The sequence below is a fragment of the Paraburkholderia sp. SEWSISQ10-3 4 genome (genome assembly GCF_030464785.1).
GTDB classification, from domain to species: domain Bacteria; phylum Pseudomonadota; class Gammaproteobacteria; order Burkholderiales; family Burkholderiaceae; genus Paraburkholderia; species Paraburkholderia aspalathi.
The window spans coordinates 390255-405213 of sequence record NZ_JALPRI010000004.1; the positions used below are offsets into that span (position 1 = coordinate 390255).

Consider the following 14959-nt stretch of genomic DNA (forward strand, 5'->3'; position numbering starts at 1 on the left):
CGCGCCCTCAGGCGCGCTGAAGCCTACTCCCGTTGCCGCACATAACGCCCTGGCGCCGGTTCGATCACCGGGAATTCGGCGGAGCCGGCCGTGGCGCGCGGCTTCACTTTCTTGCCACCATACTGATCGAGCCACGTGGTCCATTCCGGCCACCAACTGCCGGGCACTTCGGTCGCCTGGTCGAGCCATTCGTCCGGGCTTTCCGGCAACGTCTTGACGTCGCCTTCCAGCGCCCAGTAGTTACGCTTTTTCTTCGCCGGCGGATTGATCACGCCAGCGATATGACCCGACGCGCCGAGCACGAACTTCAGCGGTCCGGAGAGCAGCGGCACCGACGCATAGGCGGTTTGCCACGGCACGATATGGTCTTCGCGTGAACCGTAGATGAAGGTGGGCACGTCGATCTTCGAGAGGTCGACCGGCTCACCGCAAGTGGTCACCGCACCCGGCTCGCGCAGACGATTCTCGAGATACGTGTTACGCAGATACCAGACATACATCGGGCCCGGCAGGCTCGTCGAATCGCTGTTCCAGTACAGCAGATCGAACGGCACTGGCGTGCGCCCCTTGAGGTAATTGTCGACCACGTAGTTCCACACCAGATCGTTCGGCCGCAGGAACGAGAACGTGTTGGCGAATTCGATGCCGCGCATCAAGCCGGGCTTGCCGCCGTTCTTGCCGCCGATGGTCTGCTCGCGCATTTGCACATGCGCCTCGTCGACGAATACGTCGAGCACGCCCGTGTCCGAGAAATCCAGCATCGCGGTGAGCAGGGTCATCGACGCGGCGGGATGTTCGCCGCGCGCGGCCGCTACTGCCAGCGCCGTAGCGAGCATGGTGCCGCCGACGCAGAAACCCAGCGTGTTGATCTGCTCGCGCCCGCTGATCTTGCTGACCGTTTCGATCGCCTTGAGGACGCCTTCGCTGACGTAGTCATCCCACGTCTTGCCTGCGATCGATGCGTCCGCGTTGCGCCACGAAATCAGAAACACCTGATGACCCGAATCGAGTCCGTGCGCGACCAGCGAATTCTCCGGCTGCAGATCGAGAATGTAGAACTTGTTGATGCACGGCGGCACGATCAGCAGCGGTCGCTCACGCACGGTGGCCGTGCGCGGCTTGTACTGAATCAACTGAATGAGGTCGTTCTCGAACACCACTGAGCCTTCGGTGTTCGCGAGATTTTCGCCGACCACGAAACGCGATTCGTCCGTTTGCGAAATCTTGCCGCGCTGCATATCGCCCAGCAGATTCATCACGCCCTGGCGCAAGCTCTCGCCCTTGCTATCGAGCAAGGTCTTTTGCGCTTCCGGATTCAACGCGAAGAAGTTGCTCGGCGATGCGGCTGCGGTCCATTGCTGAACCGCGAACCGAACGCGCTCGCGCATCTTCGGTTCCGTTTCGAGTGCGTCGACCATTTCCTGCAGATAACGCGCGTTCAACAGATACCACGCAGCGGTAAATGCATAGGCCGGCGTCGCGCTCCACGCGTCGGAACTGAAACGGCGGTCCTTGAGTTCGGGGGCTTTCGTCGTGGAGGTGGCCGCCTGCTGGATCAACTCCATCGCCTCACGCGAATAATCGGCTTGCAGCTTTTGCAAACGCTCCGATGGAATCGCGGCGCTCGGGACATTGAGTCCGGCGAATGAAGGCATTGACGGCAGGGATCCCGCAGCCAGTTTGCTGAAATCAGGCATGCCGGGGAACGACGGTATCTGCGGCAAGCCCATTGGCGGCATCTGGGGCACCTGCGGCATCTGAAAAGGTATGCCGCTGCCACCAGGCGGCGTGCCCAGCGAACGCCATGCGTTCATCCAGGCGTCCAGTAACTGCTGCATGCCTGCGGCTGGTGATGCGCCGCTCGTACCGGCCTGCTGCGTGTGCTCCGTCGAGGAGTCCGTGCTGGGAGAAGCTGAGGAATGTGATGCTGCCATACCTGCTTTTGACCGGTGAGTCCTTGCGGACGGGTTGAGAGGCAGGTTCATGCGCACGTGGGCGATTGCTCGCGACCTCGTCACGCCCTGTCCCATGTACGAGGAGCTGTGAGGAACATTCTTGCTCCCCATCGCAAGGCATGTCAATGCTTGTTCCCGATTTTGCCGCAGTGCGATAGTTTTTTAATTATCGTTTTCCCTGTATAGCAGATCGCGCTTTTGGAACATGGGTTGATAAGTGCTCGCATAAGCAAAAAAAGCTCCCCTATTGCATGGGCTTGTGCATATTTATGCGTATTTATCCGTTCACTCGCGCGCACTTTGAGCGGCAGATTAACGTGCGCGCGACAAATTCCGGCAGCGCAGCAAAAGCACGCAACGTATCTCCGAATAAACCCTCATACGGATGCTTGCGGGAACACATCGCGCCGGTCGAGGCAAGCGCGAGAAGCGCCACGGCCGCACGATGGCGCTGATAAATCGAAGCGTCATGCGATGCGGCCGTGTGTGGATGATTGAATGCAGGACTAACGCGTAACCTGATCGTCCAGCCAGATCAGCGCAGCCATACGCCCGGTCTCGCGATCACGGCGATAGGAATAGAAACGTTCGCGTTGCGTGACCGTACACAGATCGCCGCCGACAATGCGCGTCACACCAATCCGTTGCAAGCGCAAACGCGCGAGCGCCGCGAGATCGGCGAGATATTTGCCGGGATTTTGCGGATGCGTAATGAATGCATTCGCGGTGGCTTCGCGTTGTGCGCCGTCCACGCCATTCATGAAGGCGTCACGCACATCTGCACCCACCTCGAATGCGTCCGGTCCGATCGCCGGACCCAGGTAGGCATGCAACGATGCGGCCTCCACGCCGGCGAGGCCGGCGACACGCTGTGCAGTCTGCTCGACGATGCCCGCTGCCAGACCACGCCAGCCGGCATGGGCCGCGCCGACCGCGCGTCCTGCTTCGTCGCACAACAGCACCGGCATGCAATCGGCGACCATCACGACACACACCGTGCCGGGCCGATCGGTGACGCTGGCGTCCGCTCGTGTCGGCGTACCGCTTGCCTGAGTCTGCGCAAGCGCATCTTCCGCGCGCACGATGCCGGCGCCGTGAATCTGTTCGAGCCACGCAGCCTCGCTTACACCCGCCAGACTCAGCAAGCGTGCGCGATTGCTTGCGACCGCGGCGGGATCGTCACCGCTTTTCATCCCCAGGTTCAGGCCGCCGGGTTGGTCAGCGCCATCCTGCCAGCGGCCAAACGGCGGCTCGCTCACACCGCCGTTGCGGGTGGTGACGAGCGCACGCACACGCGGCGATACGTTCCATGCGGGTTGCACAACATCGGCAAAGCTCAGCTCGGGCAAACTCATGCGTGACCGTCCTCGTCGTGTTCGTCGTCGTGATCCTGGTCTTCGTCGTGCTCGCCGTCGCCGTCTTCATCGATATCGTCGTCAAGCGAGGCGTCGTAGTCGTCTTCCTCGTAGTACGTCTCGTCGAACTCGCCCGCATCGTCACGCCCCAGGCCAAGCGCCGCCGACAGCACCTGCATGTCTTCCGGTGCATCGGCGCGCCATTGCATGGTCCGGCCGGTTTTCGGGTGAATCAGACCGAGGCGCCATGCATGCAGCGCCTGACGCGCGAAACCGTCCGGCAGCGGCGTCACCGAGCGCTTGCCGCGTGCACGTCCATAAACCGGATCGCCGAGCAGCGGATGGCCGATATGCGCGCAATGCACGCGAATCTGATGGGTGCGGCCGGTTTCCAGATCGCAATGAATCGCGGTGACCGGCTGACGCTGCCAGATCGCCGTGTCCACGCGCCGGAAATGCGTGCGCGCCGCTTTGCCCGATGCGCTCGTCACCACCGCCATGCGCGTGCGTTCGCGCGGATCGCGGCCGATCGGCGCGTCGATCGTGCCCTCTTCGGGCATGTTGCCCCATACCAGCGCAAGGTAACGGCGCTTCACCGTGCGTGCCTGCAGCTGGCGCACCAGATCCGTCTGCGCCTCGAGCGTGCGCGCCACCACCATCAGACCGGACGTTTCCTTGTCGAGCCGATGCACGATACCGGCGCGCGGCAAGCCGGCTGCGGCATCGCCATAGCGGTACAGCAAACCGTTGAGGACGGTGCCGCTCCAGTTGCCGGCCGCCGGATGCACGACCATGCCGGCCGGCTTGTTGATGACCACCAGCGTGTCGTCCTCGTAGACGATCTCGAGCGGCACCGGCTCGGGCGTGAACGCGAGCTGCTCAGGCAGCAGATCGGGCACGAGCTCGATGGTCGCCCCAAGCGGCACCGGCTGACGGATTTTGGCCGGTTTGCCGTCGATGCGCACCCGCTCCGACTCGATCCAGCTTTGCAGCCGGTTACGTGAAAACTCCGGAAAGATTCGGGCAAGCACCTTGTCGAGGCGTTCGCCGGCCAGTTCGTCGGGCACGACGACGCTGCGCGGCGACTCGTCCGCCACGGGGCTCGCCACGGTTGGCACCCTGTCCGGGCCGGCGGCCGCGAGGGCGTCGCTGCCGAGATCGTCGTCGAGTGAATCGACGCCCAACGCGTCGGAGGGGTCAGCGCTTACGCTATAATCTTTGTTGCTATTCCCGGCACCGGTTGCGGCGCCTGGAGTATTTGAGCGGGTCATTGAGTCTGGGTCACCTGGACGTAAAGCTAGACTGGAAAATGCGAGCCTTGAACACCATCACTAAAGCGGCGATCAATTTGGCGGTCATCAAGAAGATGGCCCGGAAAGTGGCCGGATACATTGCGTGCGCCGCAGCCGTCGCCGTAGTTGCGGCTTGCCACGGCCTGCCGGAAAAGACCGACGAGACGGCTGCGTGGAACAACAACAAATTATATACGGAGGCGAACGACGCTCTGACCGGTGGTGATTTCGGCAAGTGCGCCAAGTATTTCGAGATGCTCGAAGGCCGCGATCCGTTCGGCCACTTTGCCCAGCAAGCGCAGATCAACGTCGCGTATTGCAACTGGAAAGATAACGAAAACGCCGCCGCCGACCAGGCGATCGACCGCTTCATCCAGCTGCACCCGGATCACCCGGACATCGCGTACGCGTACTACCTGAAGGGCATGATCCACTTCAACGACGACCTCGGTCTGTTCGGCCGCTTCTCCGGCCAGGACATGAGCGAGCGCGATCCGAAGTCGCTGCGCGAGTCGTATGACGCGTTCAAGGTCGTGGTCGACAAGTACCCGAACAGCAAGTATGCGCCGGACGCTGCGCAACGCATGCGCTATATCGTGAATGCGCTGGCCTCGCACGAGGTCCATGCGGCGGATTATTACTACCGTCGTGGCGCGTATGTCGCCGCGATCAACCGCGCGCAACTGGCGTTGAAGGAATACAAGAACGCACCGGCTATCGAAGACGCACTGCACATCATGATGCTGTCGTACGAGAAGCTGAACCAGCCGCAACTGGCTGACGACACGAAGCGCATTCTGGCCGGCACCTTCCCTGACAGCCCGTATATCACGGGTCACGCAAGGCCCGGTAAGGAAAAGTCGTGGTGGCAGTTCTAAGCCTCGACTCGCTGCCTTAAACAAAAACGCCACGACTTCGGTCGTGGCGTTTTTGTTTGCGCAGTCGCCGCCCAGCCTATGAAGCACCAGCCGGCAACCAGCGCCCTCAGTCCCGCTCGAACAACGCAATCGACTCCACGTGCGAGGTATGCGGGAACATGTTCACCACACCAGCGCCCACCAGCCGGTAGCCGGCCTCATGCACCAGCAGGCCCGCATCGCGAGCGAGCGTGGCCGGCGCGCACGACACATAGACAATACGCTTGGGCAACGGCCCATTGCCGCTCTGCGCGATCTCCGCGAGCGCCTTGGCGACAGCCAGCGCACCTTCGCGCGGCGGGTCGATCAGGATTTTGTCGAAATGGCCGAGCGCACGCATGTCGTCGGCGGTGACTTCGAACAGGTTGCGGCAAGCAAACGACGTATGGCCGGCCACACCGTTCAGCTCGGCATTGGCAAGCGCACGCGAAGTCAGCACTTCGCTGCCTTCGATCCCCATCACTTCTTTCGAAATCCGCGCGAGCGGCAGCGTGAAGTTGCCGATTCCGCAGAACAGGTCGAGCACCCGGTCCGTGCTGGACGGGGCCAGCAGACGCAGCGCACGGCTCACCAGCACGCGATTGATGGCGTGATTCACCTGGGTGAAATCGGTCGGCTTGAACGGCATCCGGATGTTGTATTCCGGCAGCGTGTAGTCGAGCTGCGCGTCGAGCGGATAGAACGGCGCAACCGTGTCGGGACCGCCCGGCTGCAACCACCACTGGATATTGTGTTCGTCGGCGAAATCGCGCAGCACCTGCTCGTCGGCGGCGGTGATCGGCGCGAGATTGCGCAGCACCAGCGCGGTGACCGACGAGCCGACCGCGAGCTCGATCTGCGGCATACGATCGTAAATCGACAGCTTGCGGACCATGAAGCGCAGCGGCATCAGCATCGCCGAAATGTGCGGCGGCAGTATCTCGCAGGTCTTCATGTCCGAGATGTAGCTGCTCTTCTTCTCGTAGAAGCCGATACGCATGCCGCCCTTTTCCGGCAGATAGCGCACAGCCAGACGCGCGCGGTAGCGGTATCCCCAGGCCGGACCGTGAATCGGCCGGAACACGGTCTCCGGGCGCAGCTTCGCCAGATGCTGGAAATTGTCTTCGAGCACGCGCTGCTTGACGGCGATCTGGGCGCGGATGTCGAGATGCTGCATCGAACAGCCGCCGCAGATATCGAAGTAGGTGCATTTCGGCTTGGTGCGAAGCACGCTTTCGCGGAACACCTGGACGACCTCAGCCTGCTCGAATTTCGGCTTGCTGCGATGCGTCGAGTAGCTGACACGCTCGCCGGGCAACGCGCCTTCGACAAAAATCACCTTGCCGGGCGTGCCGTCTTCGCTCTCGATGCGGCCCACGCCGCGCGCTTCCATGTCGAGCGAAACGATTTCGATGATCGGCTCATTGCCGGTAATGACGTGTGCTTTCGCCGGAGCGGGCACCTTTTGGCGCTTCGGCGAGCGGCGTTGGGGGGCAGTTCGGGACACCTGCGACTTCCTGACAAACTTGGGGAAAGGCGAGATTGTAGACGAAGCGCCGCGCACACCGATCGCTTCGATCACGATCAGCATACGGCGAACCCTGGCGCTTGCGTCCGACTTCGCACTACGGCGTCTGCCGTCAGACGCTCAACCGCATTAGTGTACGGCGAACGGCTTCGCTACAACGAGACTGATGAGCAAGCCGCTTACTGATCGAATGCGGCCAGATACTCGGCCCATTGCGGCGCCGCCTCCAACGCCAGCGCATTCTTGACCAGGTTGATCTCGTCAGCATACTCTTCGGCCGAAAACGCGCCGCGGATTAGCTGGAAGCGGCAATACAGCAGGTATGTATTGACGACGTCGGTCTCGCAATAGTTGCGGATTTCCTCGATGCGGCCTTCCTGGTAAGCGTTCCACACCTGGCTGCCGTCCATGCCCATCTTGCCCGGGAAGCCGCACATCTTCGCGAGCGCGTCGAGCGGCGCGTTGGCGCGCGCCTGATACATCGCCAGCACGTCCATCAGATCGGTGTGACGCGAGTGATAGCGGCTGATGTAGTTGTTCCACTTGAACTCGCGGTCGTCCTCGCCGAGGTCCCAGAAACGGGAGGCGGGAATGCCGTTGACCAGCGCGCGGTAGTTCAGGACCGGCAGGTCGAACCCACCGCCGTTCCAGGACACGAGCTGTGGCGTGTATTTTTCGATCACGCGATAAAACGACTGCACGAGCGCGGCTTCGCCGTCTTCCAGCGTGCCGAGCGAGCGCACGCGGAAACCGTTGTTGTCGCGGAACACGCAGGAAATGGCGGCGATCCGCTGCAGGTGGTGCGGCAGGAAATCGCTGCCGGTCTTTTCGCGGCGCGCGGCAAAAGCGTGCTCGGCGACTTCGGCGTCACTCAGCGTGGCAGGCAGATCTTCGAGGCGGCGAATGCCGACGACATCGGGAATCGTCTCGATGTCGAAAACAAGAATCGGTGTCATCAGGTTATAGAACGGCGTCCTTCCGAACACCGTTGGAGGCAAAGAAGCGCTTCAGCCGCACCAGCGCTTCCTGTTGGATCTGGCGCACACGCTCGCGCGTGAGGCCCATTTCGTCGGCCAGCTCTTCGAGCGTGGCGGGCTCGATATGGTTGAGCCCGAAGCGGCGCTCGATCACATGACGATGCTTGTCCGACAGCCGCGCGAGCCATGCCCGTGTAAGCGTTTCCAGCTCGCGGTGCTGCACTTCGGCATCCGGCGACTGGCTCTGGTCGTCGGACAGCAGGTCGAGCAGGCTGCTCGCCGGGTCGAGATCGAGCGGCGCGTCCAGCGACGCGGTGTGCTCGTTCAACGCGAGAATGTCGGTAACTTCGTCTGTGGTCTTGCCGGTCAGATAGGCAATGTCGTCGATGCTCGCGTCGCGGCGTTCGGCGGCTTCGCCGGAATTCATCGAATTCTTTTCCAGATGGCGCTTCGCGCGCAGCACCTGATTGAGCTCACGGATCACGTGCACCGGCAAACGCACCGTGCGCGCCTGGTTCATGATCGCGCGCTCGATGCTTTGGCGAATCCACCATGTGGCATAGGTTGAGAAACGGAAGCCGCGCGTGGGATCGAATTTCTCGATGGCGTGCATCAGGCCGAGATTGCCCTCTTCGATCAGATCGAGCAGCGGCACGCCGCGGTTGAGGTAACCCTTCGCGATGCTGACCACGAGCCGCAAATTGCGCTCGATCATCACTTGCCGCGCTTCGAACTCGCCCGCCTTCGCCAGACGCGAATACTTCTGCTCTTCCTCGACAGTCAGGAGCGGCTTGACGCTGATGCGGTTCAGGTAGTGCTGAATCGTGTCGGCCGTCAGCTCGGCTTGCAGCAGCGCGCGAAAGTCGTCTGCGTCGGCAGCGACTTCGCGGGCCTCGCTGGGTTCTTCCGCGCCGCCCTGACGTTCGTCGAGATCGCGCTCCTCTGCGATCTCTTCTTCAACTTCCGAAGCGCCGCTTTCCTCCACCGAAGCGGGCGTGACGCGGCTAATCGTCTCAGACTCGGCTTGCGGCAGGCGGCGCTTCGATTTCGGCATGGTCGTATCGCTTATTGCGGCGGCAAATACTTCAGTGGGTCGACAGGTTTACCCTGGCGGCGAACTTCGAAATGCAACATCACGCGGTCGGAATCGCTATTGCCCATCTCGGCGATCTTCTGCCCTTTGGTTACCGCATCTCCCTCTTTTACCATCAAAGCGCGGTTGTGTGCATACGCCGTGAGATAAGTTGCATCATGCTTGATGATAATGAGATTGCCGTAACCACGCAGCCCATTTCCGGCATAAACCACGCGCCCATCCGCAGAAGCCTTAACCGGGTCGCCAGCCGCGCCGCCGATATTAATACCCTTGTTGGTCGAATCGTTGAACGTGCCGAGCATCGGTCCACGCACCGGCCATGAGAACGCCACGTTGCCGGACGCGCCGGCGCTCGAATCGCTCGCTGCGCCCGGGTTGGCCGGCGGCGTCAGCGAGGCGTTGTTCGCACCCGAACCATAGATCGGCGGCGCCGCGACGCCTGCCGTCGGCGGCGTACTGCCGAGCGGTGCGCTCTGCACAGCGCCACCACCGCCAATCGGCGCCGTCGACACGCCCGGCGTCAGCGCGGCGGTGTTCGCACCTGGCGGCACGACGCGCAGCAACTGATCGACTTCGATCTGATTCGGGTTAGTGAGATTGTTCCACGTCGAAATGTCGCGGTAGTTCTGGCCGTTCTCCAACGCGATCCGATACAGCGTATCGCCCGGCTTCACGCGGTAGTAGCCCGGCGGCGGCGGTCCGAGCGGCACGGCCGGCTGTTGCGCGGCTTGCGTGCCGAGCGCACCGCTGCCGGAACGGTCGACGACCGGCGCCTGATCGAGGCGGGTCGCACAGGCCGACATCAACAGGGACAAGGCGAGCACGCACACGCTACGCTGGGTTACGGTCATAGGGATAGTCAGTCTGGTTCTTTGCATCGCGCGCAACATACTCATCGGTGTCAAATCACTCCGGATTTTAAGGGTACAAAGAAAACGCGATCAAGCCGCGACTCGCGCCACTGCGCGGGTCCGAGGCGTTCGACCAGAGTCAGCACCTGATTCTGGCCTTCCTGCGAGCCGACCGGCGCGACCAGACGGCCGCCGATCGCGAGTTGTTCAAGTAATGCTTGCGGTACGTCGAGTCCTGCTGCGGCGATCACAATGGCGTCGAACGGCGCCGCCGACGGCAACCCCAGGCGACCGTCGCCGTAGTGCAGCCGGATGTTCGGAATGCGCAGCGGACGCAAGTTTGTCTTCGCGCGTTCGGACAGCGGCTTGATGCGTTCGATCGAGTAAACATCGCGCGCGACCTGGCTCAGCACCGCCGCCTGATAGCCGCAACCGGTGCCGATTTCGAGCACGTTGTTCAACGCGCGGCCGGCGGCCGCCAGTTCGATCATCCGCGCGACCACGGAGGGCTTGGAGATCGTCTGGTGATGGCCGATCGGCAGCGCGGCATCTTCGTAGGCCTGAGCGGCGAGGCCCGGGTCGACGAACATGTGGCGCGGCACCACCGACATCGCGTTCAACACGCGCTGATCGGTTACGCCATTCGCACGCAGGCGTTCGACCATCCGTTCGCGAACCCGTTCCGAAGTCAGTGCCAAAGCGCCGTTCAATGCGACGTTCGGCACAGCGGCGCGCTCGTTGAGTTTGGCGGCGGGCTTGTTCACCGGCGCCGGTTTTGGCGCGGCGCGCGCAGGCGAGCTTTGTCCGACCGCTGTTGCGTGTGGTTTGGCTTGTGGCTTGGCCTGGGCGCTGACAGGCGGTTTCAGCGTCGAGTTCACCGGCGCCTTGATCGGTGCCTTCGCCTGCGGCTTGGCTTGCGATGTCGCTTGTGGTTGGGTCTGCGCTCTCGCCGGCGACTTCGCCTGGGTCTTCCCCGCAGAGCCAAGCGGCGAGTTCTTCGCCGGTTGCTGGCGTGCGTTCAGCGCCGCGCTCGCGGCAAGTGCCGCTGCGCGCACTTCGCCCGGACGTCCTTCGGGCCGGCGCGGCTCGCGCACCAGGTCCTCGAGACCGAGCGGAAAGCGCTTTGCGCGCTCGCTCGTCATGAAGCGCCGCTACCGGCGCGCGCCCAGTTGCGCGCTGCGGGCAGCATTTGCGTGTGGGTCAGGTCGAGCTGCAACGGCGTGATCGACACCTGGCCGTTGGCGACAGCGTGGAAATCGGTGCCTTCGCTCGCGTCACGCGCGCTGCCCGACGGGCCGATCCAGTAGATCGGTTCGCCGCGCGGGTTGGTCTGACGGATCACCGGTTGCGACGGATGCCGCTTGCCAAGACGCGTGATATGCCAGCCGTCGAGTTGCTCGTACGGCAGGTTCGGAATATTGACGTTCAGGAGCGGATGCCCCGGCAACGGCTGCTTGAGGTAGTGCGCGACGATCTCGGCGGCCACGCGCGCAGCGTCTTCGAGATGCACCCAGTCTTTGTCGACCAGCGAGAAAGCGATGGCCGGCACGCCGAACATGATGCCTTCGGTGGCGGCGGCGACGGTGCCCGAATAGAGCGTGTCCTCGCCCATGTTCTGGCCGTTGTTGATGCCCGAGACAACCAGGTCTGGCGTGTGGTCCAGCATGCCGGTCAGCGCGATGTGCACCGAGTCGGTTGGCGTGCCGTTCACGTAGTAGAAACCGTTCGCCGAGCGCAGCACCGAAAGCGGACGCGACAGCGTCAAGGAATTGGACGCGCCGCTGCAGTTCTGCTCGGGGGCCATCACGGTGACGTCCGCGATCGGCTTGAGCGCTTCGTAAAGCGCGGCAAGGCCGGGCGCCAGATAACCGTCGTCATTGCTGAGTAGGATTCGCATGCGGCGATTGTAACCGAGGAAAGAAGGCACGCGAACGACACGGCAGGCCGTGCGCGTATCCCATGCAAAGCGCACGCGCCGGGCCGCGCGCCGATGGGTATCGATCGCGCACGAACCGGCTTCGAACAATAAAAACGCACGGTCGTGCGGATTGTTTTACACTCAGAATAGTTGCGAACCCCTGATCGATATGGAGACACGATGCGCGCGATTCGCTGTAATCAATATGGACCGCCGGAGAGCCTGGTCGTCGAAAATCTGCCTGACCTCGAGCCGCCGCCCGGCCACGTCGTGATCGACGTCAAGGCCGCGGCCGTCAACTTTCCCGATGTGCTGATCATCGAGAACAAATACCAGTTCAAACCGCCCCTGCCCTTTACGCCCGGCTCGGAAGTCGCGGGTGTCGTGCGCGCGGTCGGCGCCGGTGTGACGCAGTTCAAGCCGGGCTCGCGGGTGGTCGCGTTCACCGGCTCGGGCGGCTTTGCCGAGCAGGCGCTGGCGCCGGTCGCGGCGTGCGTGCCGCTGGCGGACGGCGTCGACTTCGAACTGGCCGCCGCGTTCACGCTCGCCTATGGCACATCGCATCACGCGGTGGTCGATCGCGGCCAGTTGAAGGCCGGCGAGACGATGCTGGTGTTGGGCGCGGCGGGCGGCGTCGGACTCGCCGCAGTCGAAATCGGCAAGGCGCTCGGCGCGCGCGTGATCGCGGCGGCGTCGACCGACGAGAAGCTCGCCACGTGCGTGAAGCACGGCGCGGACGCCACCATCAACTACAGCACCGAAGACTTGCGCGAACGCATCAAGGCGCTGACCGACGGCAAGGGTCCGGACGTGATCTACGATCCGGTCGGCGGTGTGTATGCGGAACCGGCGTTTCGCAGCATCGGCTGGCGCGGGCGTTATCTGGTGGTCGGCTTTGCGAACGGCGAAATCCCGAAGTTGCCGCTCAACCTGACGCTGCTCAAAGGCGCGAGTCTGGTCGGCGTGTTCTGGGGCGACTTTGCGAAACGCGAGCCGCAACACAATCACGCCGCGTTCGAGCAGATGACCGGCTGGATCGGCGCGGGCAAGCTCAAGCCCTATGTGTCGGAACGTTATTCGCTCGAAGACACCGGCCGCGCGTTGCGCGATATGGCGGAGCGCCGGGTGATCGGGAAGATCGTGATTACGCCTTAGGCGCAATGCTCTGACGCAGCCGCTCCTTCGAGCGGCAAGAAAACAGAAAACGGCGTGCGGTTTAAAACCGCACGCCGTTTTTGTTAAGCCGTTGGGAATGCGGGCCTACAGCTTTTCCGTATCACCCGACTTCGGCTGCCACTTCATCAGCCGCCGCTCGCCAATCCCGACGATGGCGTCGAGAATCAGCGCGAACGCGGTCAACACCAGAATCCCGGCGAACACCGTATTGATATCGAAGGTGCCTTCGGCTTGCAGAATCAGGTAACCAACACCGCGCGCCGAGCCGAGATACTCCCCCACCACCGAGCCGACGAATGCCAGGCCCACCGAGGTGTGCAGGCTCGAAAACACCCAGCTCATCGCACTTGGCAGGTAGACAAAACGCAGCAACTGTTTGCGATTCGCGCCGAGCATGCGCGCGTTGGCAAGCACGACCGGGCTCACTTCCTTCACGCCCTGGTAGACATTGAAGAACACGATAAAGAACACCAGCGTGACGCCCAGCGCCACTTTCGACCAGATGCCGAGGCCAAACCACACGCCGAAGATCGGCGCGAGAATCACGCGCGGCATCGAGTTGGCGGCCTTGATGTACGGATCGAACAGCGCGCTCGCGAGCGGCGACAGCGCAAGCCACAGACCGACGCCGAGCCCGAGCGCGGTGCCTAGCACAAACGCGAGCACCGTTTCAACCAGCGTGATCCACAGGTGCAGATAGATTTCGCCGCCCGTGAACCACTCCCAGATGCGCTGCAGCACCTTCTGCGGCTCGCCAAAGAAGAACGCGGCCTTGTTCGGGTCGTCGAAATAGAACGCCGGCAGCAAGGTCGGACTGGTCAGCACGTACCACAGTACGAAGCACAGCACGAGCAGCAGCCACTGCCAGATCACCAGGTTCGCCCGATTCGGGCGCAACGTCTTCCACATGACTCGGTTTGCCTTAGACGATTGATCGACGCCAATACAAGACGCTACAAACAGGACTTAACTACGGATATCCGTACGTGCCGCCACTTCGCAGCAACTACACAACGCAACGACACGACGCAACTACGCACCCCGCTTAAACGGCCGTGAGTTGCTGCTGATAACCCTTGAGCACTTCATCGCGCAGCACGCTCCAGATCTGTGCATGCAACTCGACGAAACGCGGATGCGCACGAATTTCGGCGACGTCGCGCGGACGCGGCAGGTCGATTGTGAATTCACCGATCGGATGCGTGCCCGGCCCCGCCGACAGCACCACCACGCGGTCCGACATCGAGATCGCTTCGTCGAGATCGTGCGTGATGAACAGCACCGCTTTGCGCTTGGCCGCCCACAGGTCGAGTAACTCGTTTTCCATCAACTGACGCGTCTGGATATCGAGCGCGGAAAACGGCTCGTCCATCAGGATGATGTCCGGATCGAGGATCAGCGTCTGCGCCATCGCGACGCGCTTGCGCATGCCGCCCGACAGTTGATGCGGATAGCGGTCGCCGAAACCGCCGAGGCCCACGCGTTTCAACCACTCGTCGGTTTTGCTGCGCGCTTCGGCCGGCGGCACGCCGTGAAATGAGAGCCCCGCCATCACGTTGTCGATAGCCGAGCGCCACGGCATCAGCGCGTCGGCCTGGAACATATAACCGGCGCGCCGGTTGATGCGCTTGAGCGGTTCGCCGAACACACTGACCGTTCCCGACGACGGCTCCAGCAAACCCGCGCCGACGTTCAGCAAAGTGGATTTGCCGCAGCCGGTCGGGCCGACCACCGAGACGAATTCGCCCGGCGCGATGCGCAAGGTCGTGTCCTTGACCGCTGTATAGCGCTGCGCGCGGTTGTCGCGCGCAGCAAAGGTGCAGGTGATGTTGTCGAGCGCCAGGGCGGCAACGGTCATCGTTCGACTCGCTTCGAAGATCGATTTCGGTTTGTCACGTCGTCGTGACGACGGTGG

Annotated in this window: 13 protein-coding genes; 2 read left to right on the plus strand and 11 right to left on the minus strand. The window is 62.7% G+C overall.

The annotated features are described in order from the left end of the window. Positions 1 to 23: 23 nt before the first annotated feature. From phaC to M0D68_RS12930, 3 genes are all read right to left on the minus strand, one after another. Positions 24 to 1838 carry a class I poly(R)-hydroxyalkanoic acid synthase gene (gene phaC / locus M0D68_RS12920; RefSeq protein ID WP_167378282.1) on the minus strand — a complete coding sequence of 605 codons (1815 nt, stop codon included), beginning with the start codon at positions 1836 to 1838 and terminating at the stop codon, positions 24 to 26. A 623-nt stretch (positions 1839 to 2461) separates the two neighbouring features. After that, entirely contained in the window at positions 2462 to 3310 is an 849-nt protein-coding gene (pgeF, locus tag M0D68_RS12925) for a peptidoglycan editing factor PgeF (protein ID WP_211701636.1), read from the minus strand. Then, complete coding sequence (locus M0D68_RS12930; RefSeq protein WP_093632655.1) at positions 3307 to 4581, minus strand: RluA family pseudouridine synthase; 1275 nt, start codon at positions 4579 to 4581, stop codon at positions 3307 to 3309. The genes pgeF and M0D68_RS12930 overlap by 4 nt, the downstream gene beginning before the upstream one ends. Before the next feature lie 38 nt (positions 4582 to 4619). On the opposite strand from M0D68_RS12930, the gene M0D68_RS12935 reads away from it, so the two are divergent. Further along, positions 4620 to 5480: an outer membrane protein assembly factor BamD gene (locus tag M0D68_RS12935; RefSeq protein ID WP_093632654.1), complete on the plus strand. Its 861-nt coding sequence runs from the start codon at positions 4620 to 4622 to the stop codon at positions 5478 to 5480. 106 nt (positions 5481 to 5586) lie between these two features. Here M0D68_RS12935 and rlmD read toward each other — a convergent pair whose 3' ends face one another. The 6 genes from rlmD to surE all read right to left on the minus strand — a co-directional run bounded on the left by rlmD (position 5587) and on the right by surE (position 11847). Further along, on the minus strand, positions 5587 to 7005 hold the full coding sequence (rlmD, locus tag M0D68_RS12940) for a 23S rRNA (uracil(1939)-C(5))-methyltransferase RlmD (protein WP_093632776.1): 1419 nt from the start codon (positions 7003 to 7005) through the stop codon (positions 5587 to 5589). 200 nt (positions 7006 to 7205) lie between these two features. After that, the gene (locus tag M0D68_RS12945) at positions 7206 to 7982 is read right to left on the minus strand and encodes a 3'-5' exonuclease (RefSeq protein ID WP_093632653.1); all 777 of its coding nucleotides are present in this window, start codon (positions 7980 to 7982) and stop codon (positions 7206 to 7208) included. Positions 7983 to 7986: 4 nt separating this feature from the next. After that, positions 7987 to 9057, minus strand: a complete 1071-nt coding sequence (rpoS, locus tag M0D68_RS12950) for an RNA polymerase sigma factor RpoS (RefSeq protein ID WP_266224453.1) — start codon at positions 9055 to 9057, stop codon at positions 7987 to 7989. An 11-nt stretch (positions 9058 to 9068) separates the two neighbouring features. Further along, the gene (locus tag M0D68_RS12955; protein WP_093632652.1) at positions 9069 to 9995 is read right to left on the minus strand and encodes a peptidoglycan DD-metalloendopeptidase family protein; all 927 of its coding nucleotides are present in this window, start codon (positions 9993 to 9995) and stop codon (positions 9069 to 9071) included. 5 nt (positions 9996 to 10000) lie between these two features. Further along, positions 10001 to 11092 carry a protein-L-isoaspartate(D-aspartate) O-methyltransferase gene (locus tag M0D68_RS12960; RefSeq protein WP_266224454.1) on the minus strand — a complete coding sequence of 364 codons (1092 nt, stop codon included), beginning with the start codon at positions 11090 to 11092 and terminating at the stop codon, positions 10001 to 10003. Beyond that, positions 11089 to 11847, minus strand: a complete 759-nt coding sequence (surE, locus tag M0D68_RS12965; RefSeq protein ID WP_266224455.1) for a 5'/3'-nucleotidase SurE — start codon at positions 11845 to 11847, stop codon at positions 11089 to 11091. The genes M0D68_RS12960 and surE overlap by 4 nt, the downstream gene beginning before the upstream one ends. 201 nt (positions 11848 to 12048) lie before the next feature. Between surE and M0D68_RS12970 the strand changes: the two genes are divergently transcribed. Continuing rightward, positions 12049 to 13023 (plus strand): NADPH:quinone oxidoreductase family protein, encoded by a 975-nt coding sequence (locus M0D68_RS12970; RefSeq protein WP_175052247.1) that lies wholly within the window; start codon positions 12049 to 12051, stop codon positions 13021 to 13023. A 105-nt stretch (positions 13024 to 13128) separates the two neighbouring features. On the opposite strand, the gene M0D68_RS12975 is transcribed toward M0D68_RS12970, so the two are convergent. Together M0D68_RS12975 and M0D68_RS12980 are read right to left on the minus strand one after the other, a co-directional pair. Continuing rightward, complete coding sequence (locus tag M0D68_RS12975; RefSeq protein ID WP_093632649.1) at positions 13129 to 13953, minus strand: ABC transporter permease; 825 nt, start codon at positions 13951 to 13953, stop codon at positions 13129 to 13131. A 136-nt stretch (positions 13954 to 14089) separates the two neighbouring features. Then, the gene (locus M0D68_RS12980) at positions 14090 to 14902 is read right to left on the minus strand and encodes an ABC transporter ATP-binding protein (RefSeq protein ID WP_266224457.1); all 813 of its coding nucleotides are present in this window, start codon (positions 14900 to 14902) and stop codon (positions 14090 to 14092) included. Positions 14903 to 14959 lie beyond the last annotated feature (57 nt).